At 75.8% G+C, this 23,812-nt stretch carries 14 protein-coding genes and 1 rRNA gene; 9 read left to right on the top strand and 6 right to left on the bottom strand.

Going from position 1 to position 23,812, the window contains the following annotated elements; genetic code table 11:
• Positions 1–211: 211 nt before the first annotated feature.
• The 7 genes from rrf to WHI96_RS07795 all read left to right on the top strand — a co-directional run bounded on the left by rrf (position 212) and on the right by WHI96_RS07795 (position 13,557).
• Positions 212–328, top strand: a 5S ribosomal RNA gene (gene rrf, locus WHI96_RS07825).
• Positions 329–1,109: 781 nt separating this feature from the next.
• Complete coding sequence (locus WHI96_RS07820) at positions 1,110–1,652, top strand: single-stranded DNA-binding protein (protein ID WP_345653950.1); 543 nt, start codon at positions 1,110–1,112, stop codon at positions 1,650–1,652.
• Positions 1,653–1,676: 24 nt separating this feature from the next.
• Positions 1,677–3,353: an energy-dependent translational throttle protein EttA gene (ettA, locus tag WHI96_RS07815; protein WP_345653953.1), complete on the top strand. Its 1,677-nt coding sequence runs from the start codon at positions 1,677–1,679 to the stop codon at positions 3,351–3,353.
• 104 nt (positions 3,354–3,457) lie between these two features.
• On the top strand, positions 3,458–7,522 hold the full coding sequence (locus WHI96_RS07810) for a hypothetical protein (RefSeq protein WP_345653956.1): 4,065 nt from the start codon (positions 3,458–3,460) through the stop codon (positions 7,520–7,522).
• A 57-nt stretch (positions 7,523–7,579) separates the two neighbouring features.
• The gene (locus WHI96_RS07805) at positions 7,580–12,481 is read left to right on the top strand and encodes an NAD-glutamate dehydrogenase (RefSeq protein ID WP_425571728.1); all 4,902 of its coding nucleotides are present in this window, start codon (positions 7,580–7,582) and stop codon (positions 12,479–12,481) included.
• 9 nt (positions 12,482–12,490) lie between these two features.
• The gene (locus WHI96_RS07800) at positions 12,491–12,916 is read left to right on the top strand and encodes an acyl-CoA thioesterase (RefSeq protein WP_345653962.1); all 426 of its coding nucleotides are present in this window, start codon (positions 12,491–12,493) and stop codon (positions 12,914–12,916) included.
• Entirely contained in the window at positions 12,913–13,557 is a 645-nt protein-coding gene (locus WHI96_RS07795; RefSeq protein WP_345653965.1) for a DUF8185 domain-containing protein, read from the top strand. The genes WHI96_RS07800 and WHI96_RS07795 overlap by 4 nt, the downstream gene beginning before the upstream one ends.
• Positions 13,558–13,583: 26 nt before the next feature.
• On the opposite strand, the gene WHI96_RS07790 is transcribed toward WHI96_RS07795, so the two are convergent.
• The 5 genes from WHI96_RS07790 to WHI96_RS07770 form a co-directional block, all read right to left on the bottom strand.
• Complete coding sequence (locus WHI96_RS07790; RefSeq protein ID WP_349302355.1) at positions 13,584–16,991, bottom strand: hypothetical protein; 3,408 nt, start codon at positions 16,989–16,991, stop codon at positions 13,584–13,586.
• 12 nt (positions 16,992–17,003) lie between these two features.
• On the bottom strand, positions 17,004–18,374 hold the full coding sequence (locus WHI96_RS07785; RefSeq protein WP_345653971.1) for a coiled-coil domain-containing protein: 1,371 nt from the start codon (positions 18,372–18,374) through the stop codon (positions 17,004–17,006).
• A gap of 186 nt (positions 18,375–18,560) precedes the next feature.
• Positions 18,561–18,944, bottom strand: a complete 384-nt coding sequence (locus WHI96_RS07780; RefSeq protein WP_062400907.1) for a globin — start codon at positions 18,942–18,944, stop codon at positions 18,561–18,563.
• A 23-nt stretch (positions 18,945–18,967) separates the two neighbouring features.
• Complete coding sequence (locus tag WHI96_RS07775; RefSeq protein WP_345653976.1) at positions 18,968–20,002, bottom strand: mechanosensitive ion channel family protein; 1,035 nt, start codon at positions 20,000–20,002, stop codon at positions 18,968–18,970.
• 48 nt (positions 20,003–20,050) lie between these two features.
• Positions 20,051–20,704, bottom strand: coding sequence for a pyridoxamine 5'-phosphate oxidase family protein (locus WHI96_RS07770; protein ID WP_345653979.1), 654 nt, complete (start codon positions 20,702–20,704; stop codon positions 20,051–20,053).
• 68 nt (positions 20,705–20,772) lie between these two features.
• On the opposite strand from WHI96_RS07770, the gene pdxR reads away from it, so the two are divergent.
• The gene (pdxR, locus tag WHI96_RS07765) at positions 20,773–22,110 is read left to right on the top strand and encodes a MocR-like pyridoxine biosynthesis transcription factor PdxR (RefSeq protein ID WP_345653982.1); all 1,338 of its coding nucleotides are present in this window, start codon (positions 20,773–20,775) and stop codon (positions 22,108–22,110) included.
• 82 nt (positions 22,111–22,192) lie between these two features.
• Complete coding sequence (locus tag WHI96_RS07760; RefSeq protein WP_345653985.1) at positions 22,193–23,263, top strand: D-alanine--D-alanine ligase family protein; 1,071 nt, start codon at positions 22,193–22,195, stop codon at positions 23,261–23,263.
• Here the strand turns inward: WHI96_RS07760 and WHI96_RS07755 are convergent, their stop codons facing one another.
• Positions 23,264–23,800: a DUF3515 domain-containing protein gene (locus tag WHI96_RS07755; RefSeq protein WP_349302354.1), complete on the bottom strand. Its 537-nt coding sequence runs from the start codon at positions 23,798–23,800 to the stop codon at positions 23,264–23,266.
• Between the last annotated feature and the right edge of the window lie 12 nt (positions 23,801–23,812).

Raw genomic sequence — 23,812 nt, 5'->3', positions numbered from 1 at the left:
CTGGGTTGATAGGCCGGAGATGGAAGCCCTGTGAGGGGTGGAGTTGACCGGTACTAATAGGCCGAGGGCTTGCCACAACGAGTTGTTCGCATCCACTGTGTGACCCTGAGTCCACAACCATCCACGTCCCCCGGTGACATCGGGGGGTGTGGGGTGGTGTGTGCTCGGCCTCTGTCCCGGGTTCGGGGTGGGGTGATAGTTGGATAGTGTTGTCGGTGGTCATTGCGGTAGGGAAACGCCCGGTCCCATTCCGAACCCGGTAGCTAAGCCTTCCAGCGCCGATGGTACTGCACTCGCCAGGGTGTGGGAGAGTAGGTCGCCGCCGACATTCAACTTCATGGGAGATGTCCCGGACTGTCGAGTCCGGGGCATCTCCTGTTTCCGGCCCCTTTTTCTCGTCTACTGCGGTTCGTAGGTCCGGGCCGGGACGGTGGGTCCGTTCGGCGCGCCGGCGCGGCGGTCGGGGCGGGTGTTCCCTCGTGGAGTCGCGCCCGGTCCGGCACCGTCGGTGGGCCGCCGTACCTCGCACGCTCTTCTGCGACCTCGCAGACCCTGCAGAGGGTGCGAGGTCGCAAGAACCTGTGCGACGTGGGGTGCCCCGGCGCGACGTGGGCAGAGGCCCGGTCGTACGAGCGCAGTCTCGGTGACCCGTTCCACCGACGGAGCCGGCCGCCTGCGAGAGCGGACACGGTGGCGACGAGCGAGGGCCGTGCCGGCTGCGCTCCCTCGCGGAGTGGGCGAGGTCAGCGAAAGCTGTGCGAGGCGGCGCACGGGTGGCCCGGAGAGTGACGAGTGCGTCGCGGGGCCCTTCGGCGCTGCAGCACGGTCCGTCGGGTGCGGTGCCCGGCTCGTGGCGGTCGCACGGCTCCGCCGCCGCCGAGGCGGCCGTCGCCCACTTCCGTGGCGTCCACGGCCGTCAGCCTACGACGGGATCGTGTCGGGGGTGGGGATGCACATCGGACCGACAGTCGTCGTGGCCGATCCGGGTCGGGACGGCCGGTCATCCCCCACGGGCACGGTTGTCCACAGGTAGCGAAGTGACCCCGTCGACGAGGCGTGGGCGGGTGAAGCTCATGGGGACAACGCACCCGAGAGCTTCGGAGGATCCGATGAGCGACAACACCGCCACCATCGTCGGCAACCTGACCCGCACCCCCCTCCTGCGCTACACCGCGAACAACATCCCGGTCACGGACCTGACGGTCGCGGTCAACCACCGTCGCAAGGACCCGACGACCGAGCAGTGGCACGACGTCGCGTGCACCTACTACACGGTGACGTGCTGGCGGACCCTTGCCGAGCACGCGGTGCGGACGTTCGAGAAGGGGCACCGGGTCATCGTCATCGGCCGGATGTACGTCGAGGAGTGGACGGGCCGGGAGGGCGACGTGCGGCAGAGCATCCGGATCGAGCCGTCCAGCGTCGGGCTCGACATCCGCTTCTCCCCGGCGGCCGTTGCGCCCCGTCCGTCCGTGCCACAGGGGCTGTCGGTGCCGCAGGCCCGGGACACCGACGAGGCCGCCACGCGGTGGGGCGCCCCGCCCACCGAAGCGCCGGACCACGACGGGTACGACGACGCCCCGGACGAGGCCGCGAGCGCGGAGCTCGACGAGCTCGCGAGGCTGGCGACCGCACCGGCCTCGAGCGGCTGAGCGGGCCCGATCTACCATCGCATCGTGGCGGATCTGATTTACACGATGCGGAACGTGCGTAAGGCGCACGGCGACAAGGTCATCCTGGAGAACGCGTCGATCAGCTTCCTGCCGGGGGCGAAGATCGGCGTCGTGGGCCCCAACGGCGCCGGGAAGTCGACCGTCCTCAAGATCATGGCAGGGCTGGAGAACGCGAACAACGGCGACGCCTTCCTCAAGCCCGGGGCGACGGTCGGCATCCTCCAGCAGGAGCCCCCGCTCAACGAGGAGAAGACCGTCCTCGGGAACGTCGAGGAGGGCCTCGGCGACGTGAAGGTCAAGCTCGACCGGTACAACGCGATCGCCGAGGAGATGGCGACCAACTACAACGACGAGCTGATGGAGGAGATGGGCCAGCTCCAGGAGGAGCTCGACCACGCCGACGCGTGGGAGATCGACTCCCAGCTCGAGCAGGCGATGGACGCACTGCGTTGCCCGCCCGGCGACGCCGAGGTCACCCACCTCTCCGGTGGTGAGCGCCGGCGTGTCGCGCTGTGCAAGCTGCTGCTGTCCCAGCCCGACCTGCTCCTGCTCGACGAGCCCACCAACCACCTCGACGCCGAGAGCGTCCTGTGGCTCGAGCAGTTCCTCGCGAACTACCCGGGCGCCGTCCTCGCGGTCACCCACGACCGGTACTTCCTGGACAACGTCGCGGGCTGGATCCTCGAGCTCGACCGGGGACGCACCTTCCCCTACGAGGGCAACTACTCCACCTACCTGGAGAAGAAGGGCGAGCGCCTCGCCGTCCAGGGCAAGAAGGACCAGAAGCTCCAGAAGCGCCTGAAGGAGGAGCTGGCCTGGGTCCGTTCCAACCCGAAGGCCCGCCAGGCGAAGAGCCGCTCGCGGCTCGACCGCTACGAGGAGATGGCGACCGAGGCCGAGCGGCACAAGAAGCTCGACTTCGAGGAGATCCAGATCCCGCCGGGCCCCCGCCTGGGCAGCCAGGTCGTTGAGGTCTCCCACCTCGACAAGGGTTTCGACGGCCGCCAGCTGATCAAGGACCTCTCCTTCACGCTGCCGCGCAACGGCATCGTCGGCGTGATCGGTCCGAACGGTGTCGGCAAGACGACGCTGTTCAAGACGATCGTCGGTCTGGAGCACCCGGACTCCGGCGAGGTCAAGATCGGCGACACGGTCAAGCTGTCCTACGTCGACCAGAACCGCGGCGGGATCGACCCGAAGAAGACCGTCTTCGAGGTGGTCTCCGACGGGCTCGACTACATCCAGGTCGGCAACACCGAGATGCCGTCGCGCGCCTACGTCGCGGCGTTCGGCTTCAAGGGCCCGGACCAGCAGAAGCCGGCCGGGGTCCTGTCCGGAGGTGAGCGCAACCGCCTCAACCTGGCGCTGACGCTCAAGCAGGGCGGCAACCTGATCCTGCTCGACGAACCGACGAACGACCTGGACGTCGAGACCCTCGGTTCGCTGGAGAACGCGCTCGAGCAGTTCCCCGGCTGCGCCGTGGTCATCTCCCACGACCGCTGGTTCCTCGACCGGACCTGCACGCACATCCTGGCGTGGGAGGGCACGGACGAGAACCCGGCCGCGTGGTTCTGGTTCGAGGGCAACTTCGAGGCCTACGAGAAGAACAAGGTGGAGCGGCTCGGCGCGGAGGCGGCGCGACCGCACCGGGTCACCCACCGTAAGCTCACCCGCGACTGATCACCGTCCGGTCCGGACCTCCCCATCCGGTCGGGCCGGCCCCGGCGACGGGTGACCGGCTCCCTCGGGAGGTCCGGACGGTGGTGTCACTCACGGGAGGCGATGTGACGTTCGACCTGGGAGGTCGGGCCGCCGGCGCGACGACGGCCGAACTGCGCACGGCGGCGGCCCTGCGCTGGCAGCGGCCCCTGCTCACCGCGGAACTGGCCGAGCAGGCGTGCGCGCGAGCCGTCGCAGACGGTGACGACCTGCGCTGGCTGCATGCCGCGGGCTGGCTGCTCGACGGCCACGCCGCGGGTGGGGACGCCCGCGACGTCGCCACCGCCGTCGTCGCAGGGTTGACCGGTCAGGTCACGCCGGGTGACAGCACGGTCCCCGTGCCCCTCCGCGCGCCCGGCACCGAGGTCCTCACCCGCCCCGAGGGCGACCGTCTGCGGGTGGAGCTGGCCGGGGTCGCCCAGGCAGATGGTGAGCTCGAGGCGGCCCGGGCACTCGTCGCCGGACTGCCGGACGACGCCCCGGGCGAGGACCCGGGGCTGCTGCGCCTCGACCGGCTCGCGGTCGAGGTCCGGTGCGCGCTCGCCGGTGCCTCCGCAGCCGAGCTCGAACGGCTGCGCAGCGACGTCGACGCCTGCGGGTCCGGCTTCGGTGGCGAGCCCGCGGCGTACGCGGACCTCGTCGTCGGGTCGGTGCACCGGGCCCGGCGCGAACACGACGCCGCCGTGGACCGCGCGCTGCGCGGCCTGGCACAGCTCGGATGGACACCGGAACGGCCCGGGTCCCGCCCGCTGTCGACCCACCTCGCCGCGGCACTGCTCAGCCAGTGGATCACTGCGCTGCTCGACTCCGGGCACGTCCCGCCGGACGCGGTCGCCGCGGCCGCCGTGCAGCGCGACGCCGGGGATGCCGGTCGTCAGGGCGTGCTGCTGAGGCTCACGCTCGCCCGGGTGCAGGCGGGACGCGCGGACCACGCAGCCCGCGCCCTGGTGGAGGCCGCCGACGGCGCCGAACAGGCGGGCGTCCCCGCGCTGGTCGCGGCCTGCCGAACCGCCCAGTCCGAGCTGCACGAGGGCTCGGGCCGGTACCGCGAGGCACTCGAGACGATGCGGGCCGCGATGGAGGCCGACCGGCTCGACCGCGACCGCGGGACGCGCTTCCGCGCCGCGGTGGCGGCGTTGCTGCCGCTCGCGGCCGTCCGCACCAGTACCGCCGAGCGGCCCAGCCCGTTCCCGCGCACGGGCGGAGCGCCCGCCGTACCCGCCGAGCGCCCGGCCGCGACCGGAGACGCCGTCGCCGGTGCTCCGGCGGGCGGACCCGGTGCTGGTACCCCGGACGGCGCCGGCCGCAGTACGCCCGAACCAGGGCCCGCCGCGTCCCGCTACGGCAGTGCGGAGTCGCCCTCCAACGGGGACGACCCGGCCGGGCCCGGTAACGACGGCGCCACGGGAGCCGGGGGCACGAACGGCCGTCCGGCGAACGACCTCCCCGCGGCCGGACGTTTCCCGGTGCGCTGGGCGCCGTCGGAGAGCCTGCTCCTGGGCCCCGGCACGAGGAACGGTGCCGCCCCCGCCGACCCGTCGCCGGACGACCGCACCGTGGGCCGGTCGACCGGCGCGAACCGGAACGGTCACCGTGCCGGCGAGGCCGGCCTCGCGACGGATGCGTCGTCGGCGACCGGTACACCGGGCACGACGGACACCCCAGGGACCACCGGTACGCCGGACACGACGGGCGCCGCAGGGTCTGCCGTGTCGGCCGATCGGGCGTCGGACGACACGACGGGCACCGCAGGTCGACGCCCCGCGGGCATCGACCCCGCCGACCCGCTGGGCGTCGCCGGGCTCCTCGCGGGCGGGCCGGCACCGACGGCACCCCGGCACCCGTGGACCGGCCCGTCGTGGACTCCCGACGCGGCAGGCGGCTCGCCGCTCGCCGACGCCCTCCTGGCCGAGTGGCGCGCCCCCGAGCCGCCCGCCGCCACGCACCGCAACGGGTCCCACGCGCCGGCCGACGCCGCATCGCGGAACGGAGCACGGCACGACGGGGCCCACCGGTCCGGCGACGGCCACGGCGCGGACCCGGCAGCCGGACCGGGCCTCGTCGACGGTCACCGGAACAGGGCTCCCGCTCCGGAGCCGGCCGTCGTCACCGAGCGGCCTGCGGACGAGCCGGCCGTCGTCGCCGAGCGGGCTGCGGACGAGCCGGCCGTCGTCGCCGAGCGGGCTGCGGACGAGCCGCCCCACGCCGAGGCCGACACGAGGTCCGGTCGGGGCAGCACGCGCGCCGCGGCCCCTGTCCCGGAGGGCGGCCCGGCTGTGGCACCGACCGCCCCCGCGGCCCCGACAGGGCCACCCGGTCCGGCGGAGCGGTCGATCGTCCTCGACCTCGTCGACGGCGACCTCGAGACCGTCACCGGTACGGCGGCGGTGGGGGCCCTGCACGACGTGGTCACCCGGGCCGGCCGCTTGGTTCCGCCGTCCGGGACCACACGTCGCGACGACGACACGGTGCGGGTCACCCTGCCCGACGTCGACCACGTCACCGTCGTGCTCTGGGCACGGTCGCTCGCGACGCACCTCGGCGGCCGCGTGCGCCGCGGCGGGCTGCCGGCGGGGACGTCCCTGCGGATGCAGGCCGTCGGACCGCACGGTGTCGAGGGAGACGAGATCGTCACCGAGCTGACCGGGCCGGACACGCCGGCGCCCCTCCCCGAGGCCCCCTCGGCTCGAGCGGGTGGGCACTCCGGCGCCGCACGGACCGGGGACGCGGGGCCGGGTGCCGGTGAGCCGTCGGCCGCCCCGGAGCCGGTCGCGGGGCCGGCGCTGGCGACGCCGCTGGACCTGTCCGGCGAGCGCGCGGCCCGGGGTGGGCGACGACGGGCCGCCGGCGACGGGGCGGCGTCGTTGAGCGCCGTCGGTCTCACCGTCCGGCCCGGGAGCGGCGGGCGGCGGCGCTCCGACGGAGCCGTCCGGGGCCCGGCGGCTCGCGACCGGACCGTCCGGCACCCGGCCGCCCGCGACTCCGGGGTCCGGGATCATGGCCCCGGACACCTCGCCGAGCCGCGCCCCTCGCCCCGCGACGAGGCCCGCGACGAGGCCCGCGACGCGGCGGGCAGCGACCCCACCGGACCGGCGAGCCACGAGCCGGTGCAGGTGTGGGGCGGTTCCGCCCCGGCGGACCCCACGTCGGTGCCGGACCCGCTGGACACCCGGTTCGCGCTGCCCCCGGAGCCGGACCGGCGCCTCGCCGAGGCGGTCCGGGCCCACCTCGACCTCCCCGGGCCGGACGGCGCCGCCTCCCGGTACGACGGCCCGGCCCGGGAACGTTCCGGGCTGCCGGTGCGGTGGTCCGGGGTCGACGACGGAGCGGGGGAGTCCGCGCTGCCGCGTCGTCGTGGGCGGGACGCCGCCCCACCGGCCGACGACGGACACGGCGGGACCGCCGGTCTGTTCGACGGGGGCGGGACCACGTCCGCCCGGGTCGGCGGCCACCGTGCGTCCGGCGAGCCCGACGGGGGTGGCGTGGGTGCGGCGACCTGGACGCTGCGTACCGCGACCGGACCGACCGTGGTGCGGGGCGCGGCGGCCGCCTTCGCTCCGGCGACCGGTGACGCTCCGGCGACCGGTGACGCTCCGGCGACCGGTGACGCTCCGGCGACCGGTGACGCTCCGGCGACCGGTGACGCTGCCGCGACCGGTGACGCTGCCGTGACCGACGACGAACCGGCGACCGACGCCGTTCCCACCGTCACGACGGCCGTGCGCCCCGGCAGGAACCGTCCGGACACGGGCGGGCGGACTCCGGACGAGGATCCCGCACCCACGACCCGACGAGCTCGCGCGGGCCGAGCGGCCTCCGCGGACAGACCGGTGGCGTCGGGCGACGCGCCACGGGAGGACGGCCCGGCCACGAGGGACGAGCCGCCGACCGGGCCCCCGCGCGACGACGCACCGACCCCGGCCGCGACGCCCGCGACGCAGAACGGCACGTCACCTGCGACGACCGGGCAGCCGGGGACGACCGGGCAGCCCGGGACGACGCCGTCACCGGCTGACGGCACACCGGGCGTCCCAGCCCCGCCTGCCCCGTCCGACCCCGCCGGCATCCCCGAGGACATGGGCCTCGCCGATCTCCTCGCCGGCGCCCTCGCGGCGTACCGCGAGATCTGACCGGCCGCCGGGAACCGCTCGCCCGGTCGTCGCGGGCGCGGCCGTCCCGGTCCGCCGATGGTGTCGGTAGCGCGGGATAGGGTGACGGCCGTCAGCACACGCACGGGGCCGGAGTGGATCGTGAGCAGCGGGACGACGGGGCAGACCGGGAACACCACGAGCACCGGCCGGCCGGGCGGTGATCCCCGCCCCGGGAGCGGTGCCGCCGCGGACCTCGTCCGTCTCTACGCCCGGCACACCCCCGAGACCGACGCGACCGGCGGCGCGGAACTGCCCGGGCCGGCGACCGTCGTCGACACGCACCTCGCGCTCGGCGCGCACCGCGAACCTGGCCGGGCCGCCGTCCGGGTGACCGCCGCCGGGGGAGACGCGGTGACGGTCGACATCGTCACCGACGACATGCCCTACATCGTCGAGTCGGCGCTCGCCGGGATCGGCCGGGCCGGCGGCACCGCGCGGCGCGTCGTGCACCCGATCCTGGTCGTGCACCGGGCCGCCGACGGCACGCTGACCGGCGTCGACACCGCCGCCGACCCGACCGACCCCGCCGCGGGGGCCTCGGTCGAGTCGTGGATGCACGTCGACGTCGTGTCCTCCGGGGAGCTCGACCCCGACGCGCTGCACGCCGAGCTGGAGCACACCCTCGCCGCGGTCCGGCAGGTCGTCGACGACACCGCCGCGATGACCCTGCGCGCTCGCGCCCTCGCCGACGACCTCTCCGGCACCGGTGCCGCCACGGCCGCCGACACCGACGAGGACGACGTGCACCCGGCCGAGGTCGCGGACCTGCTGCGCTGGCTCGTCGACGACCACTTCGTGTTCGTCGGCTACCGCCACTACTCCCGGCGCACCGACGGCGGAGGCGACCCGGACGGACGGCTGCGGCCCGACACCGACACCGGTCTCGGTGTGCTGCGCCCCGGCGACGCCGGCGCGAACGTCTTCCTCCCCGAGGAGACCGGCGCCGCCGACCCCGCGGGCCTGCTCCTGTTCACCCGGGCCAGCGAGCGCAGCCGGGTGCTGCGCGCGGTGCACCCGTACTACGTGGGCGTCCGCACCCGCGACGCCGACGGGACCGTCACCGGCGAGCACCGCTTCCTCGGGATGCTGACCGTCCCGGCCCGGCACGAGTCGGTCCTGGACATCCCCGTCGTCGCCCGCCGCATCCGTGGCGCGATCCGGCGCGCGGGCTTCCCGGCCGACTCCTACTCCGGGCAGCAGATGCTCGAGGTGTTCTCCCAGCTGCCCCGCGCGGAGCTGTTCACCTCGTCGCAGGAGCGGCTGCACGACACCGCCGTCGGCGTGCTGGAGGCGGGCGCCCGCCGCGCGGTGCGGCTGTTCGTGCACCCCGACCCGTACCGCCGGTTCCTGTCCTGCCTGGTCTACCTGCCGCGCGACCGCTACACGACCGCGACCCGGCTCAGGATCACCGACATCCTGCGCACCCGGCTCGGTGGCACCGACGTCAGCTACACCGCCCAGGTCGGCGACGTCGAGCTGGCGCTGCTGCACCTGACGATCACCACCGACCCCGGCGCGGAGCCGGCCACGGTCGACCTGGCCGAGCTGCAGGACCACGTCGCGGAGGCGACCCGGACCTGGGACGACCTGCTCGTGTCCGCGCTCGGCGACGCCGGGCCCGCCGCCCGCCCGATGCTGGCGGGGGTCCCCGAGTCCTACAAGGCGTCGGTGGCCCCGCTGCGCGCCGTCGAGGACCTGCGGCGGCTGATGACGCTGGGGGAGAAGGGCGAGGACGCGTTCGACCTGCGGCTGTACCGCAGCACCGAGGGCGACATCCGGTTCGCGCTCTACGTCGGCGACGACCCGGTCACCCTCACCGGCGTGCTGCCGCTGCTGCAGCAGCTCGACGTCGAGGTCGTCGACGAGCGGCCCTACGAGTTCCGCCGCCCCGACGGCCGTCGCTGCTGGCTCTACGACTTCGGGCTCCGGCCCCCGCAGCCCGCCGGTGCCCCCGCGGTCCCGACGGTCACCGTCGAGGACGCCGGTCGTCGCTTCGAGGAGGCGTTCGCCGCGGCCTGGCGGGGCGACGCCGAGTCCGACCGGTTCTCCGCGCTCGTCCTGCGGGCCGGTCTGCACTGGCGCGAGGCCGCCGTCCTGCGGGCCTACAGCCGCTACACCCGCCAGCTCGGCGGGCTGTTCACCCTGCAGTACACGGCCGGCGTCCTGGTCGCGCACCCGCAGGTCGCGCAGGGTCTGATCACCCTGTTCCGGGCCCGGTTCGACCCGGCCACGGCCGACGCCGCCGAGCGCGAGGCCGCCCACCAGCGGGCCCTGGAGAACGTCACCACCCTGATCGACCAGGTCTCCGGTCTCGACGCCGACCGCATCCTGCGGGGCCTGCTCGCCGTCATCGAGGCGACCCTGCGCACCAACTGGTTCCGGGGCCGCCCCTTCTTCTCCTTCAAGCTGGACCCGGCCGCCGTGCCGGACATACCGCTTCCCCGCCCGCGGTTCGAGATCTTCGTGTACTCGCCCGCGGTGGAGGGCGTGCACCTGCGGTTCGGCCCGGTCGCCCGCGGCGGTCTGCGCTTCTCCGACCGCCAGCAGGACTACCGCACCGAGGTGCTCGGCCTGGTGAAGGCCCAGGCGGTGAAGAACGCCGTCATCGTCCCGGTCGGGGCGAAGGGCGGGTTCGTCGTGCGCAGGCCCGCACCGGCGCCCGAGCACGTCCGCGACTGCTACCGGACCTTCATCTCCGGGCTGCTCGACATCACCGACAACCTGCTGACCCACGCCGACGGCGCCACCGAGACGCTGCCGCCCACCGACGTGGTGCGCCACGACGGCGACGACTCCTACCTCGTCGTCGCCGCGGACAAGGGCACCGCCACCTTCTCCGACCTGGCCAACTCCGTCGCCGAGTCCTACGGCTTCTGGCTGGGCGACGCGTTCGCCTCCGGCGGCTCGGTCGGCTACGACCACAAGGCCATGGGCATCACCGCCCGCGGTGCGTGGGAGTCGGTCAAGCGGCACTTCCGCGAGCTGGGCGTCGACACCCAGCGCGAGGAGTTCACCGTCGTCGGCGTCGGCGACATGTCCGGCGACGTGTTCGGCAACGGGATGCTGCTGTCGGAGCACATCCGGCTCGTCGCCGCGTTCGACCACCGGCACGTGTTCGTCGACCCGACCCCGGACGCCGCGACCTCCTACGCCGAGCGCCGCAGGCTCTTCGAGCTGCCCCGCAGCTCCTGGGCCGACTACGACACCTCCCTGATCAGCGCCGGTGGCGGGGTGTGGCCGCGGACGGCGAAGAAGGTGCCGGTCGGGCCGGAGATCCGCGCCGCGCTCGGGCTGGCCGACACGGTCACCGCGATGTCCCCGCCCGAGCTGATCCACGCGATCCTGCTCGCCCCCGCCGACCTGCTGTGGAACGGCGGGATCGGCACCTACGTCAAGGCGTCCGGCGAGACCGACGGCGAGGTGGGGGACAAGGCCAACGACGCCATCCGGGTCGACGGCCGCGCCCTGCGGGTGCGCGTCGTCGGCGAGGGCGGCAACCTCGGGCTCACCCAGCGCGGGCGGATCGAGTTCGCCCGCCACGGCGGCCCGGACGGCGCCGGCGGCCGGGTCAACACCGACGCCATCGACAACTCCGCGGGCGTCGACTGCTCCGACCACGAGGTCAACATCAAGATCCTGCTGGACCGCCCGGTCGCGGACGGTTCCCTGGACCGTGACGCCCGCAACGCGCTGCTCGCGTCGATGACCGACGAGGTGTCCGCCCTCGTGCTCGCCGACAACGTCGCGCAGAACGAGGTGCTCGGCGTCGCGCGCGCCCACGCCCCGGGCATGGTCGGCGTGCACGCCCGGATGGTCACCGACCTCGCCGGGCGCACCGGGCTCGACCGCACCCTGGAGGTCCTGCCCGACGAGGCGGGGTTCGCCCGCCTGGCCGCCGACGGTCTCGGCCTCACCGGCCCCGAGCTGGCGACGCTGCTCGCCCACACCAAGCTCGACCTGACCCACCGGCTGCTGCAGACCGACCTGCCCGACCTGCCGGCGTTCGCGCCGACCCTGCCCGGCTACTTCCCGCACCCGCTGCGGGAGCGCTTCGACCACGCCGTGCGCAACCACCCGCTGCGTCGCGAGATCATCGGGACGTCGCTGGTCAACGACATGGTCGACGGCGCCGGGATCAGCTACGCGTTCCGGCTCGGGGAGGAGATCTCCGCGGGCCCCGACGACGTGCTGCGCGCCTACACCGTCACCACCCGCGTGTTCGGGCTGCCCGCACTCTGGGAGGCCGTCCGCCGGGCCGAGGTCGGAGTCCCGATCGCCGACGCGGTGGTGCTGGAGTCGCGGCGGCTGCTCGACCGGGTGTCGCGCTGGTTCCTGACCAACCGGCCGCAGCCGCTCGCCGTCGGCGCGGAGGTCAACCGGTTCGCCGGCCCCATCGCGGCGCTGCGGGCCCGGCTGCCCGAGCTGCTGCAGGGCCGTGAGCTCGACGCGGTGCAGGAACGTGCCGCGGAGCTGCGCGCCTGCAGTGTGCCCGAGGAGATGGTGGAGTCGGCCGCGCTGTCGCTCTACGCCTACGGGCTGCTCGACGTCGTCGAGCTGGTGGAGTTGTCCGACCGCGAGGCCGAGCCGCGTCCCGGCGCCGAGGTGGCCCGCCTGTACTACGCGCTGTCCGAGCACCTCGGCGTCGACCAGGCGCTGACCGCGGTGTCCCGGCTCGACCGCGGGGACCGCTGGCACGCGCTGGCGCGGCTCGCGCTGCGTGACGACCTCTACGGGTCGCTGCGCTCGATCACCCTCGACGCGCTGCGCGAGACCCCGCCCGGCACGGGTGTCGACGATGCGATCGCCGCCTGGGAGCAGGCGAACTCCTCGAAGCTGGCGCGCGCCCGCAGCGCGCTGGAGGAGATCGGGGCGTCGGCGTCGCTGGACCTCGCGACGCTGTCGGTGATCTCGCGTCAGCTGCGCGGACTGGCCCGGTAGGAGCCCGCCGTGACCGCCTTCGTCGCCGAGGTCCCGCTGCGCTGGACCGACCAGGACGCCTACCGGCACGTCAACCACGCCCGGATCGTCACGCTCATCGAGGAGGCCCGCGTCGCGCTGGCCTTCACCGCCGCCGGGCGGGAGGGGCTCGCCGGGTTCTCCTCCGGGCTGCTCGTCGCCGGGCTGCACGTGGAGTACGAGCGGCAGCTGCCGTGGCGGCCCGAGCCGCTGCGGTGCGCGATCACCGTGCGGGAGCTGCGGGCCGCGTCGTTCGTCCTCGACTACGCGCTGCACGACGGGCCGGGCGCGGACGATCCGGTCGCGGTCACCGCCTGGACCCGGATGGCCCTCTACGACCTCGAGGCGGACCGGGTCCGCCGGCTCACCGCCGACGAGCGGGACTTCCTCAAGCGCCACCTGGGAGACGTGTCGTGACCCTGCGACTGGCGGACGCGACCGAGCGCGACGACCTCGGCGCGTTCACCGCGCGCGTCGCCCGGCTCGACCAGACCGCCGCGATCCGGCTCACCGCGGGTGTCGGCCGGGTCACCGCGTGGGCGCGCACCCCGTTCGACGTGCTCGTGACCCGGTCGGTGGCCGGGGAGCTCGACCCGGCGCTGCCGGTCACCGCGCACGCCTCGACGCTGCTGACGGCGCTGGCCGTCGACCGTTCCGCGGCGGTCGACCCCGGCCCGCCCGCGCCGTGGCTCGACGAGCTCCCGCCCGACGACGGCTGGTCCCGGGTCGACGACGTCCCCGCCGCGGAGCTCGACGAGCTCGCCGACCGGGGGCTGGCACTGGCCCGGGAGCACGCGGGCCCGATGGGGCCGCCGGCGTCGCTGCTGGACCAGACGGTGCTGACGGTGTCCCCGCCGGACGCGGGCCGCCCGGTGACCGTGCCGATGCGGGTGCTGTTCGCGATGTCCGGGATGGGGTTCCTCGGCTCGGCGCCGCAGGAGACCGACGGGCCGCGGGTACGGGTGTCCGCGTCGGGGTCGTGGATGCGGCTCGATGCCCGGTACGGGGCGGTGGTGAAGCGGCGCGTGGTGTCGCTACCGCTGTCGGTCGCGCGCTGAGGGGTCGAACCCGCAGCGGGGACGGCTCAGGTCAGGTTCAGGACGCTGACCGCGCCGTCGCCGGTGACCCAGCCGGTGCGGCCGTCGGGGGCGACCGCGACGGCGGTCGGGTTCGGGGCGACGTCGGTGGTCCCGGTGACCTGCCAGGTTCCGGCGTCGACGGTGACGAGACCCTGCCGGGTCGCGACGTAGAGGTGGCGTCCGTCGGGGGCGAAGGCCATCCCGGTGGCGCCGCCGTCGACCTGCACGGTCGCGATCTCCCGGCCGTCGGCGGGGTCCAGGACGGTCACGGTGCCGGACTCCGGACCGCCGACCGCGACCACGGTCCGCGGGACCGACGCGGGGCTGACGGCCAGGGACTCCGCGCCGCCGCGCACCGGGAAGCTGCCGAGCACGGTGAGGCTGTCCGGGTCGAGGACGGTGAGCTGGTCGGCGCCGCGGGTGGCGAGGTAGACGCGGTCGCCCGCCTCGTTCGTGGCGCTCGCGTAGGGGTCGCGGGACACCGGCACGGTCCGGGTGACGGTGCCCGCGTTCGGGTCGAGCTCCTGCACGGTGCCGTCCGCGCGGGACGGCACGTAGAGGAACCGGCCGTCGGGGGACACCGCGGCCGCGGCCGGGTCGCCGCCGACGGCCGCGGTGGTGACGACGGTCCGCCCCGGCACGTCGACGACGGCGATCTGCCCGCCGCCCCGACCGGCGGTGCTGACGTAGGCGCGGGTGCCGTCCGGTGAGGTCACCACCCCCTGCGGGGCGGCAGGGAGTTCGATCTCCCCGGTGACGGCGTCGGTGGCGGTGTCGACGACCGCGAGCCGGTTCGCGTCGCGGACCGCGACGAGGGCCGTCGAGCCGTCCGGGATGGCCGCGACGGCGACCGGCGCGCCGCCGAGGGGCACGGTCGCCCGCACCGTCGGCTGCGCCAGGCTCGCCCCGGCCGCGACCGCGTCCGGACGCGGCCCCGTGCCCGGACCGGCGGAGACGGCGGGCCGGGTCGCGTTCGCGCCCGGGTCGGACTGGCCGGGCGACAGCATCGCCCACAGCGTCAGCGCGCCGAGCAGCACGATCGCCAGCGCGATCGCGAGCCCGGCCGCGGACGGGCTGCGACGGCCGTTGCGCGGCTTCGCCGACATGATCGCCTCGCGGCGCGGGGTGACCGGCGGCTTCTCACCGGTCGCCGCCGAGGCCGCGGGCTGGACCGCGGTGCCCGGTCCGGTGTCGCTGACCGTGCCGTCCCGGCCGGACGCGGCACGGGCGGCGGCCACCGAGACGGCCCCGACCGAGGCCGCGGCGGCGGCGTTGCGGCTGGTCGTCGAGGCGTCCGACCGGTCCGGGTCCGACGGGCCGGCCGTGTCGTCCGTCGCCGGGCCGTCCGGGTGTCCGGTGACCGGGGTGAGGCCCTGCAGCGTGGGCGGCTCGCCGTCGGTACCGACGGGCCGCAGGACCACGGTGGTCTCGTTCCCGGACGGCGCGTCCGGTCGCGGTGCGGGCCGTCCGTCCGGTCCTCCGGGGCCGGGCCGGTCCGGGGCGGGGGCCCAGGAACGGGCGCCGGGGGCGCCGTTCGACGGGTGGGCGCCGGTACCGGGCCCGTCCGGGCGGCCACCGGCCCCCGGGCTGCCGGGCCGCTCGTCCGAACCCGCGCCGGGGGCGGGGAACGCCCCGGTCCGCGCCGGTCCGGAGAACGCACCGGCTGCGCGGCCCGGGGTCGCGGCCGACCCGGAGCGCGACGACGTGTCGCCGTGCGACCCCGGCGTCGGGAACACACCGCCGCGGGACGGTGCGGCGTCGCCCGTGGGCGGGTGGCCGGCTTTCCACGCCGGAGCGTCCCGGTCCCACGCGGACGGCCCGCCGATGGAGGAACCCGGACCGCCGCCCGGGCCCGGGACGGTGCCCCGGGGAGCGTCGCCGTCCCGGACGGAGCCGTCCCGGGCGGAAGTCCCACGGACGGAGTCCTCACGCGCGGTGTCGTCCCGCGCGGTGTCGTCACGGTGGACGTCGTCGGGGGAGGGGCCCTCGGTCTCGGGTGCGGAGGCCGCGGTGCCGCCGCGGGATCTCCACGGGTCGTCGGCGCGGCCCGGGAGCCGGCCGAAGCCGCTGCCCGAGTCACCGCCGGCGGTGGCGAACAGGTCGTTGCCCGACAGCCCGGCCATCGCCGGACCGGACGGTGCCCCACCCATCGCCGGACGGGGCACCGGACGCTGCTCCGGACCCGCGGGTGTGGGAGGCCTGCGACCGGGCATCGTCGGACGGTTCCCGGACGGCGGGGTCGAGGGCCGCGCGGGCGGCTGCTCGGCCCGGTCGTCGGAGGGGTCCGCGCTCGGGTAGTGCCCGATCAGCGCGCCGGGCGGCAGGATGTCGGTCTCCGGGCCGTCGACGCCGCTGCGCGCCGGGCGCGGCGGCCACCGCTTGGCGGTGTGCTGTCCCGCGGTGTCCCGGCCCGCGTCGTCGGAGCCGGTGCCGCCGGACTCCGTGGTGTCCCCGGCCGAGGGCGACGGGGTGGAGCCGGCGGTGGGGCGGGCGCCGTCGCCGAGCGGGCGCGGGGTGGGCGCGATCGGCGGGACGACCGTCGGTGCGGGTGCGGTCACCGGGACACCGTCCGGCCCGGGGCCCGCATCGGTGCGACGGCCGCCCTCCGCCGGGGTGGCGGCGAGGTCGGGCCGGCTCGCACCGGCCCCGGGGCCGGGACGCCCCGTCTGCACGGAGTCCGGCCGGGGTGCCGACGGGACGGCGCCCGCTGCGTCCGACACGGCAGCCGACGGGGAGACGTCCGACGAGCCGGGCCGGGGAGCCGCCGGAACGGCGTCCGCCGGGCCGGGCCGGGGCGACGACGGGCCGCCGTCCGCCGAGTCCGGCCGCGGTGACGCCGGGTGGGTGTCCGCCGGGCCCGGCCGGGCAACCGTCGGGACACCGCCGGTCGCGGGCGGTGTCGTCCCGCCCGGGGTGCCCGGCGCGAACGACGGCGGCGGCGCGAAGCGGTCCGCCGGGGTGTGCAGGGGGTCGAGACCGTCGTCGCCGGGCTCGTCGGGCAGCGGCCCGACGCCCAGCGGGTCGTCGCCGAGGTCGCCGAGATCGGCGTAGTCACCCGCGTCCGACGGCGGTTCGGCGGCGGCGGGCCGCGGCCCCGGGGTGGGACGTGCGGCGGGCGCGGGACCCCGTTCGCGGGACACCAGCTCGGTGAACCCGGTCGGGGTCGGCTCGCGCCGGGCGCAGTCGTCCTCGGACGTGGCCTCCGGCTCCGGTTCCTCGCCCGAGCCGGACCGCATGACCAGGTCGACCAGGGAGCCGGGGACCACCGGCACGCGGCCGGTCCGGATCGCCTCGCCGAGCCCGTCGGGGTTCGGTTCGGGGTCCGGCGGGCCGTCGGCACGCCGGGGGGAGCGGTCGTCGGGGCCCGGGTGACCGGGCGCCGACGTCATGCGTTCTGCGGCGGTCGGGTGCACATAACGATTCGATTATCGCGAGCGTCGCCCCGGGCCCGGACCCCGGGTTGCCCCCCGGCCCGTCCTGGTCGTCCCACCTGCGACGTCCGTCCTGGTCCGGGGCTGGTCACGGCCCGTTCCGAGGTCACCGAACGGGAGGACCCCGATCGAGGTGAGCGAGACCGGCGGGATGCGGCCGACGGTGGTGCTGTCGGGGTCCTCCTCGGCCGGGCGGTGTCCGGGACCGAGGAGCAGGGAACCGGTGACGGGCGCGTCCTCGGCGTCGGCGTCGGCGGGACCGCCGTCCTCGGAGCGGGAGCCGGCGGCGTCGGCGGACGGCCTGCTGGCGAGCTCCGACACCGAGGCGGTCGAGCCCTCGTCCGACGACGGCGCCGGTGAGGCCGAGGAGAGGCCCGAGGACGACGAGGTCGAGGGCGGCAGGGAGCCGGGCGGCAGGGAGACGGGCGGCAGGGAGACGGGCGGCAGGGAGACGGGCGGCAGGGAGACGGGCGCGGGGCCGAACAGGGCGTCGTCGAGGGCGGCCGAGACCGGCTCACGGTCCAGCTCCTCGGCGAGGGTGCGCTGCACCCGGGTCAGCTCGTCCCGGACGTCGTCGCGCAGCGCGGCGAGCCGCTCGACGTCGCGCACGACCGCCGACCGTCGCTCCCCGGCGCCCTGCTCGGCGTCGCGCAGCAGCGCGGCGGCCTCGGCGCGCGCGGTGGACAGCGTCTGCTCGGCGTCGGCGCGGGCGTCGGCGAGGATGCGCTCGGCCTCGGTGCGGACACCGGACAGCCGGTCGGACACGGTGCGCTCCCGCTCGGCGAGGTCGCGCTCGCGGCGGTCGGCGTCGTGCTCGCGGTCGTCGAGGGTGCTGCTGCGGGAGGTGAACTCGCGGTCCAGGGTGGCGGCGCGGCCGAGCAGCGCCTCCTCGGTGCGGGAGCGACGGTCCTCGGCCTCGCGGCGGGCACGCTCCACGATCTCCGCGGCCTCGCCTGCCGCGCGCTCGCGCAGCTCGGCCGCCTCCTGCTCGGCGGCCTGCAGGACGCGCTCGACGCGGCGGCCGAAGCCGGCCTCCTCGGCGCGGCGCTCCGCACCGGCCCGGGCGGCGGAGTCGTTCTCCAGCTGCTCCTGCAGCCGACGGACCTGCGCGCGGGCAGCGGACAGCGACTGCTCGGCGGCGTCCGCGCGGCGGATCTCGTCGTGGATGCGGTGGTCGAGCTCGGCCAGCCGGGTGTCGACCTCGCCGCGGTCGTAGCCGCGCAGCACGACGGTGAACCAGGAGCCGTCCTCGCCGTCGTGACGGTCGGGGTGGGCCCCTGAGTCGCCACCGCGGTGCGCGTGCCGCGACGACCCGTTGACCGGCTCGTGCCGATGCGGACCGGACGGCGAGGGAGAGACGCTCACGATGAACCCCCAAGACGGGTGACTACGAGCCGCCCGACGTGCCGGGGCGGCGTCCCGTCCAACGAGACCGGACGCGGTCGGTCACGTTCAGCGCCGGATCAACCCGGAAAGCGCCCGAATGCCACTCGAATGGCCGCCGGACGGACGGGCTAACGATCACACTGTGTGGTAACGCCCCTACTCGGGTCAGAACTCCGAGTTCTGCATGCTCACCGCGGCGTACTGCAGGTAGTTCCACAGCTGCTCGCGGTGCTCCGGGGAGAGGTTCTCCTCGTCGACGGCGATCCGCATGCAGCGCAGCCAGGCGTCGCGCTCGATCGGGCCGATCTTGAAGGGGACGTGCCGCATCCGCAGCCGGGGGTGGCCGCGCTGGTCGGAGTAGGTGCGCGGGCCGCCCCAGTACTGCTCCAGGAACAGCCGCAGGCGGTCCTCGGCCGGGCCGAGGTCCTCCTCCGGGTACAGCGGCCGCAACACCTCGTCCCGGGCGACCTCCTCGTAGAACCGGTGGACGATCCGGTGGAAGACCGGGGCGCCACCCACCTCGGCGTAGAAGTTCTGCGGTGCACTCACGCCGACCAGTCTCCCAGGAGTCGTCAGTTCTGCTTCTGCGCCTGGCCGTCGAAGGCCGCGCCGGGGAAGACCATCGGCCGGGGGATGCCGTGGTCGTCGAAGGCGTCGGTGATCGCGCCGTTGAGCGCGCGCTGCACCGCCCACTGCCGGCCGGGGCTGACCCGCACGGTGATCCGCAGCGTGACGCCCTCCGGGCCGATCTTGTCGACGCCGAGCACCTCGGGGGCCTCCAGCACGTCACCGGCGATGTCGTCCTGGGAGGCGCGCTCGGTGGCGGTGCTCCCGGCCAGCTCGGTGGCCTCCTCGACGTCGGCGTGGTGCGCGATCGGCAGGTCGACCACCGCGACCGCGTAGCCCTGGCTCATGTTGCCCACGCGCAGGATCTCGCCGTTGCGGACGTACCAGACGGTGCCCTTGATGTCGCGGATCGTGGTGATCCGCAGGCCGACCGCCTCGACGGTGCCGACGGCCTCCCCGACGTCGACGACGTCGCCGACGCCGTACTGGTCCTCGAGGAGCATGAACATGCCGGACAGGAAGTCGCGCACCAGGTTCTGCGCACCGAAACCGATCGCGAGCCCGATCACCCCGGCACCGGCCAGCAACGGGCCCAGCGGGTAACCGAGCTCGTTCATCACCATCATCACCGCGACGAGCAGCACCACCGCCGAGACGATCGAGCGCAGCACCGAGCCGATCGTGCGTGCCCGCTGCGCCCGTCGCTGCGTACCCGGGTCCGCCGCCGCCGGCGCGACGGCACCGCCGCCACCCGGACGCAGCCGGCGGGCCCGGCCCACCAGCGCGGTGAACCGGCCGTTGGTGGCGCCGTCGACCATCCGCGCGATCGCCCGGTGCGCCAGCCACCGGAACAGGACCGCGACCACGACGATCACGGTGATCGCGACGGTCCTGCTGACGAGTGTGTCCGCGTGCTGGGCCAGGAAGTCGTTGCTGGTCCAGCGGTACAGCGTGGCGCACCACGAGCCGGCGTCCTGCACGCAGTCCGGCATCAGCGTCACGTTCTGCAGGGGTACGTCGGGCAGCACGACGGGGGTCACGAGTCCTCCTCGGGGGGTGAGGGCTGCGTCGGAGCCCCCGAGGCTACGTCACCCTCCGGTGTGACGACCGTCGCGCACGTGGTCCGGAACCGCCCGGTGTCCGTGCAGGTCAGGAGCGGTTTCCGGAGGTCCGGCGACGGTCCGCAGCGGGACGACGCCGGCCCAGGCGAGACCGGCGGCGACGTCGGCCCCGTCGTCGGACGGCGGCCCGGAGCGGCTCTTCACGCTGGCCTCGGCCAGGTCGAGCGTGAACACCGCGGTGGCGGCCAGCTCCCGGCGGTCCGGGCGGCGGGCGTGGTCCCACGCGCCCGGGGTGAGGTGCTCCACGATCACCCGCAGCGCGTGCAGACGCTCGTCGTCGCCGGTGACACGGCGGGCGTCGCCGTGGACGACCGCGCTGCGGTAGTTCATCGAGAAGTGCATCAGCGCGCGGGCGTGCACGATGCCGTCGAGGTGGGTCACGGTCACGCAGCAGGGGAGCGTGTCCCCGGTCAGGTAGCGGGCCCCGGACGAGCCGTGCAGGTAGAGCGTGTCTCCGTCGCGGCCGTAGGCGGTCGGGAGGACGACGGGCGCGCCGTCGCGGACGAAGCCCAGGTGGGCGACGAGGCCGTCGTCGAGGACCGCGTGCAGCTCGGACCGGTCGACGGCGGCCCGGTCGCGCTTGCGGCCCAGGGTGCTGCGGGTGGTGGGGGAGAGCGTCACCCCCCGAGGATGGCCGTCGACAGTGGCATCCTGGAACGGCCACTTCCACTCGCGACCGGAAGGCCACTGTGCAGGATCTCCCGATCGTCCTCGACCGCGACGGGGCGACACCGCTGGCGGTCCAGCTCGCCGACGGCCTGCGCGCCGCGGCCGCCGGCGGGGCGCTGCGGCCCGGCGACCGGCTGCCGTCGACCCGCGGGCTCGCGACGACGCTGCGGGTGAGCCGGACGGTCACCGCCGCGGCCTACGACCAGCTGCTCGCCGAGGGCTGGGTCACCGGCCGGGTCGGAGCGGGGACGTTCGTGACCGCGGTCCCCGGGCCCGCCCCCGCGGGCCCGGCCGCGCCCGCCGGGCCCCCGCCGCAGGCCGAGCCGTCGGTGCTGGACCCGGGGCGGCCGTGTGTCGCGGCGCTGGACCCCGCCATGTGGCGCCGCGCCTGGCGGGCCGCGGCCGATCCGCCCCCGGACGACCGACCCCGCGCCGACGGGCTGCCCGCGTTCCACGACGCCGTCACCGGCCACCTGCTGCGCCACCGTGGCCTCACCCCGCCCGCGGACACCGTGCTGACCACCGCCGGGACCTCCGCCGCCGTCGCCGAGCTGGCCCGGCTGCTGCCGGCGGGGGCGACCGTCGCCGTCGAGGAGCCGGGCTACCCGCGGGCGGTCACCGCGCTGCGGGCGGCGGGGCTGCGGGTCGTCGGCGTGCCCGTGGACGACGACGGCCTGGTCGTCGACGCCGTCCCGGCCGGCTGCGCGGCGGTCTACACCACCCCCGCGCACCAGTTCCCGACCGCGGTGCGCCTGTCCGCCGCCCGCCGGGTCGCCCTGGTCGGGCGTGCCCGCGCCGAGGACTTCCTGGTCATCGAGGACGACTACGACGGCGAGCTGCGCTACGACGTCGCCCCGCTGCCCCTGCTCGCCGCGCTCGCGCCCGGCCACGTCGTGCACCTGGGCACCGCGAGCAAGATCCTCAGCCCGACGCTCGGGGTCGGCTGGGCGGTCGCGCCGCCCGCCGTCGTCGACGCGTGGCGGGACCTGCGCGCCCGGACCGGCACCCGGCCGTCGCCCGCCGGGCAGCTGGTCCTCACCGCGCTCGCCGCACACGGCGACCTGTCCCGGCACCTGCGACGGCTGCGCCGCGAGCTCCGCGAGCGCCGGGCCCTGGTCCTGGACACCGCCCGGTCGGCGGGCTGGGCCGCGCAGGGGGACCCGGCCGGGGCGCACCTCGTGCTGCGCCCGCCCGAGGGGGAGCGGGCCGCCATCGCGGCGGCGGCCGGACGCGGCGTCGCCGTGCGCGGGCTGGCCGACTACCACCGGGACGACCCCCGCACGTCCGGCCTGGTCGTCGGGTACGCCGCCGGGACCCGGGCCGAGCTGACCGCCGCACTGGCGGCGCTGGTGGGGTGAGCGGCCCGCCCGGCCGTGTCGAGAAGCCGGGCCGACGCCCGGCTGCGCGACCCCGCGGAGCCGCCGCCTACCCTCGGGCCCCATGAGTGCCGACCGGGTCAAGGTCGCCGTCGTCTTCGGCGGCCGCAGTTCCGAGCACGCGATCTCGTGCGTGTCCGCGGGCAGCGTGCTGACCCACCTCGACCCGGAGCGGTTCGAGGCGGTCCCGGTCGGGATCACCCCGGACGGCGCCTGGGTGGTCGGCCCGTCCGACCCCGCCCGCCTGGCGATCTCCGGTCGCGAGCTGCCCGAGGTCGACGGGACCGCCGAGTCCCTGGTGCTGCCCGGCGAGCCCGGCCGCGGCCTGGTCCGCCTCGACGCGCGCGAGGCGCTGACCTCGGTCGACGTCGTCTTCCCGATCCTGCACGGCGCCTTCGGCGAGGACGGCACCATCCAGGGTCTGCTGGAGATGGCCGGGCTGCCCTACGTCGGCGCGGGCGTGCTGGCCTCCGCGGTCGGCATGGACAAGGAGTTCGCGAAGAAGCTGCTGCGCGCCGAGGGCCTGAACGTCGCCGACGGCGTCGTGCTCCGCCCCGGCACCGACATCGGGTTCGCCGACCGCGACCGGCTCGGGCTGCCGCTGTTCGTGAAGCCGGCCCGCGCCGGGTCCTCGATGGGCGTCACCCGGGTCACCGACCCGGCCGCGCTCGACGCCGCCGTCGCCGAGGCCCGCCGGCACGACCCGAAGGTGCTCGTCGAGGCGGCCGTGCCCGGCCGCGAGATCGAGTGCGCGGTGCTGGAGTTCCCCGACGGCAGCGTCCGCGCCAGCCTGCCCGCCGAGCTGCGCTACCACGGCGAGTTCTACGACTTCGAGTCCAAGTACCTCGACACCTCCGAGCTGCGGATCCCCGCCAAGCTCGACGACGAGATCACCGATTCGCTGCGCTGGAAGGCGATCACCGCGTTCCGCGCGCTCGACGTGCAGGGCCTGGCCCGGGTCGACTTCTTCGTCACCGACGACGGCGACATCACCGTCAACGAGGTCAACACCATGCCCGGGTTCACCCCGAGCTCGGCGTTCCCCAAGATGTGGGCGGTCACCGGGCTCGACTACCCCGAGCTGCTCAGCACCATGGTCGACACCGCGCTGGCCCGCGGGACCGGGCTGCGGTAGCTACCGGACCCGCACCGGCTGCGGCGGAAGGGCGTCGACCACCGCGTCGGACACCGCCTGCAGCGGCCCCGGACCGGTCTCCGCGGGTGCGGACAGCTCCAGGTACACCCCGCGGTCGACGACGGCGTAGGTGGTCGCCAGGGCCCCCTGCGGGGTCGCCAGCGGCAGCCAGCTCACCCCGTTGACGACGATCAGCGGCGAGGTCGGGCCCAGCTCGGCCGGCCGTTCGGTGCCGCAGCGCAGCACCACCGGCTCCGGCTCGGCGACCCACGCCCGCGCACCGGGGACCGGTGGGTCGACCTCCCGCGGCGACAGGTCCCCGGTGTCCCCGGGGAGCCCGAGGGGCAGTGCGCGCAGCACCGCGTCGCACGACGTCGACGACGCCTGCGGTGCGGCCTGCGCGGGCAGCTCCAGGGGGCCGGTGTCCGGCCCCGTCGTCAGGCGGGCCCAGACCGCCAGCCCCGCCACGACGAGGGCGAGCAGCAGGGGCAGCGCGATCGCCACCACGACCGGTGGTGACACGCGTGCCCCTGCCACGTCTCCGCCCGT

The sequence above is a fragment of the Pseudonocardia tropica genome, from assembly GCF_040105315.1.
GTDB classification, from domain to species: domain Bacteria; phylum Actinomycetota; class Actinomycetes; order Mycobacteriales; family Pseudonocardiaceae; genus Pseudonocardia; species Pseudonocardia alni.
This window is presented reverse-complemented; position numbering and strand designations above follow the sequence as displayed.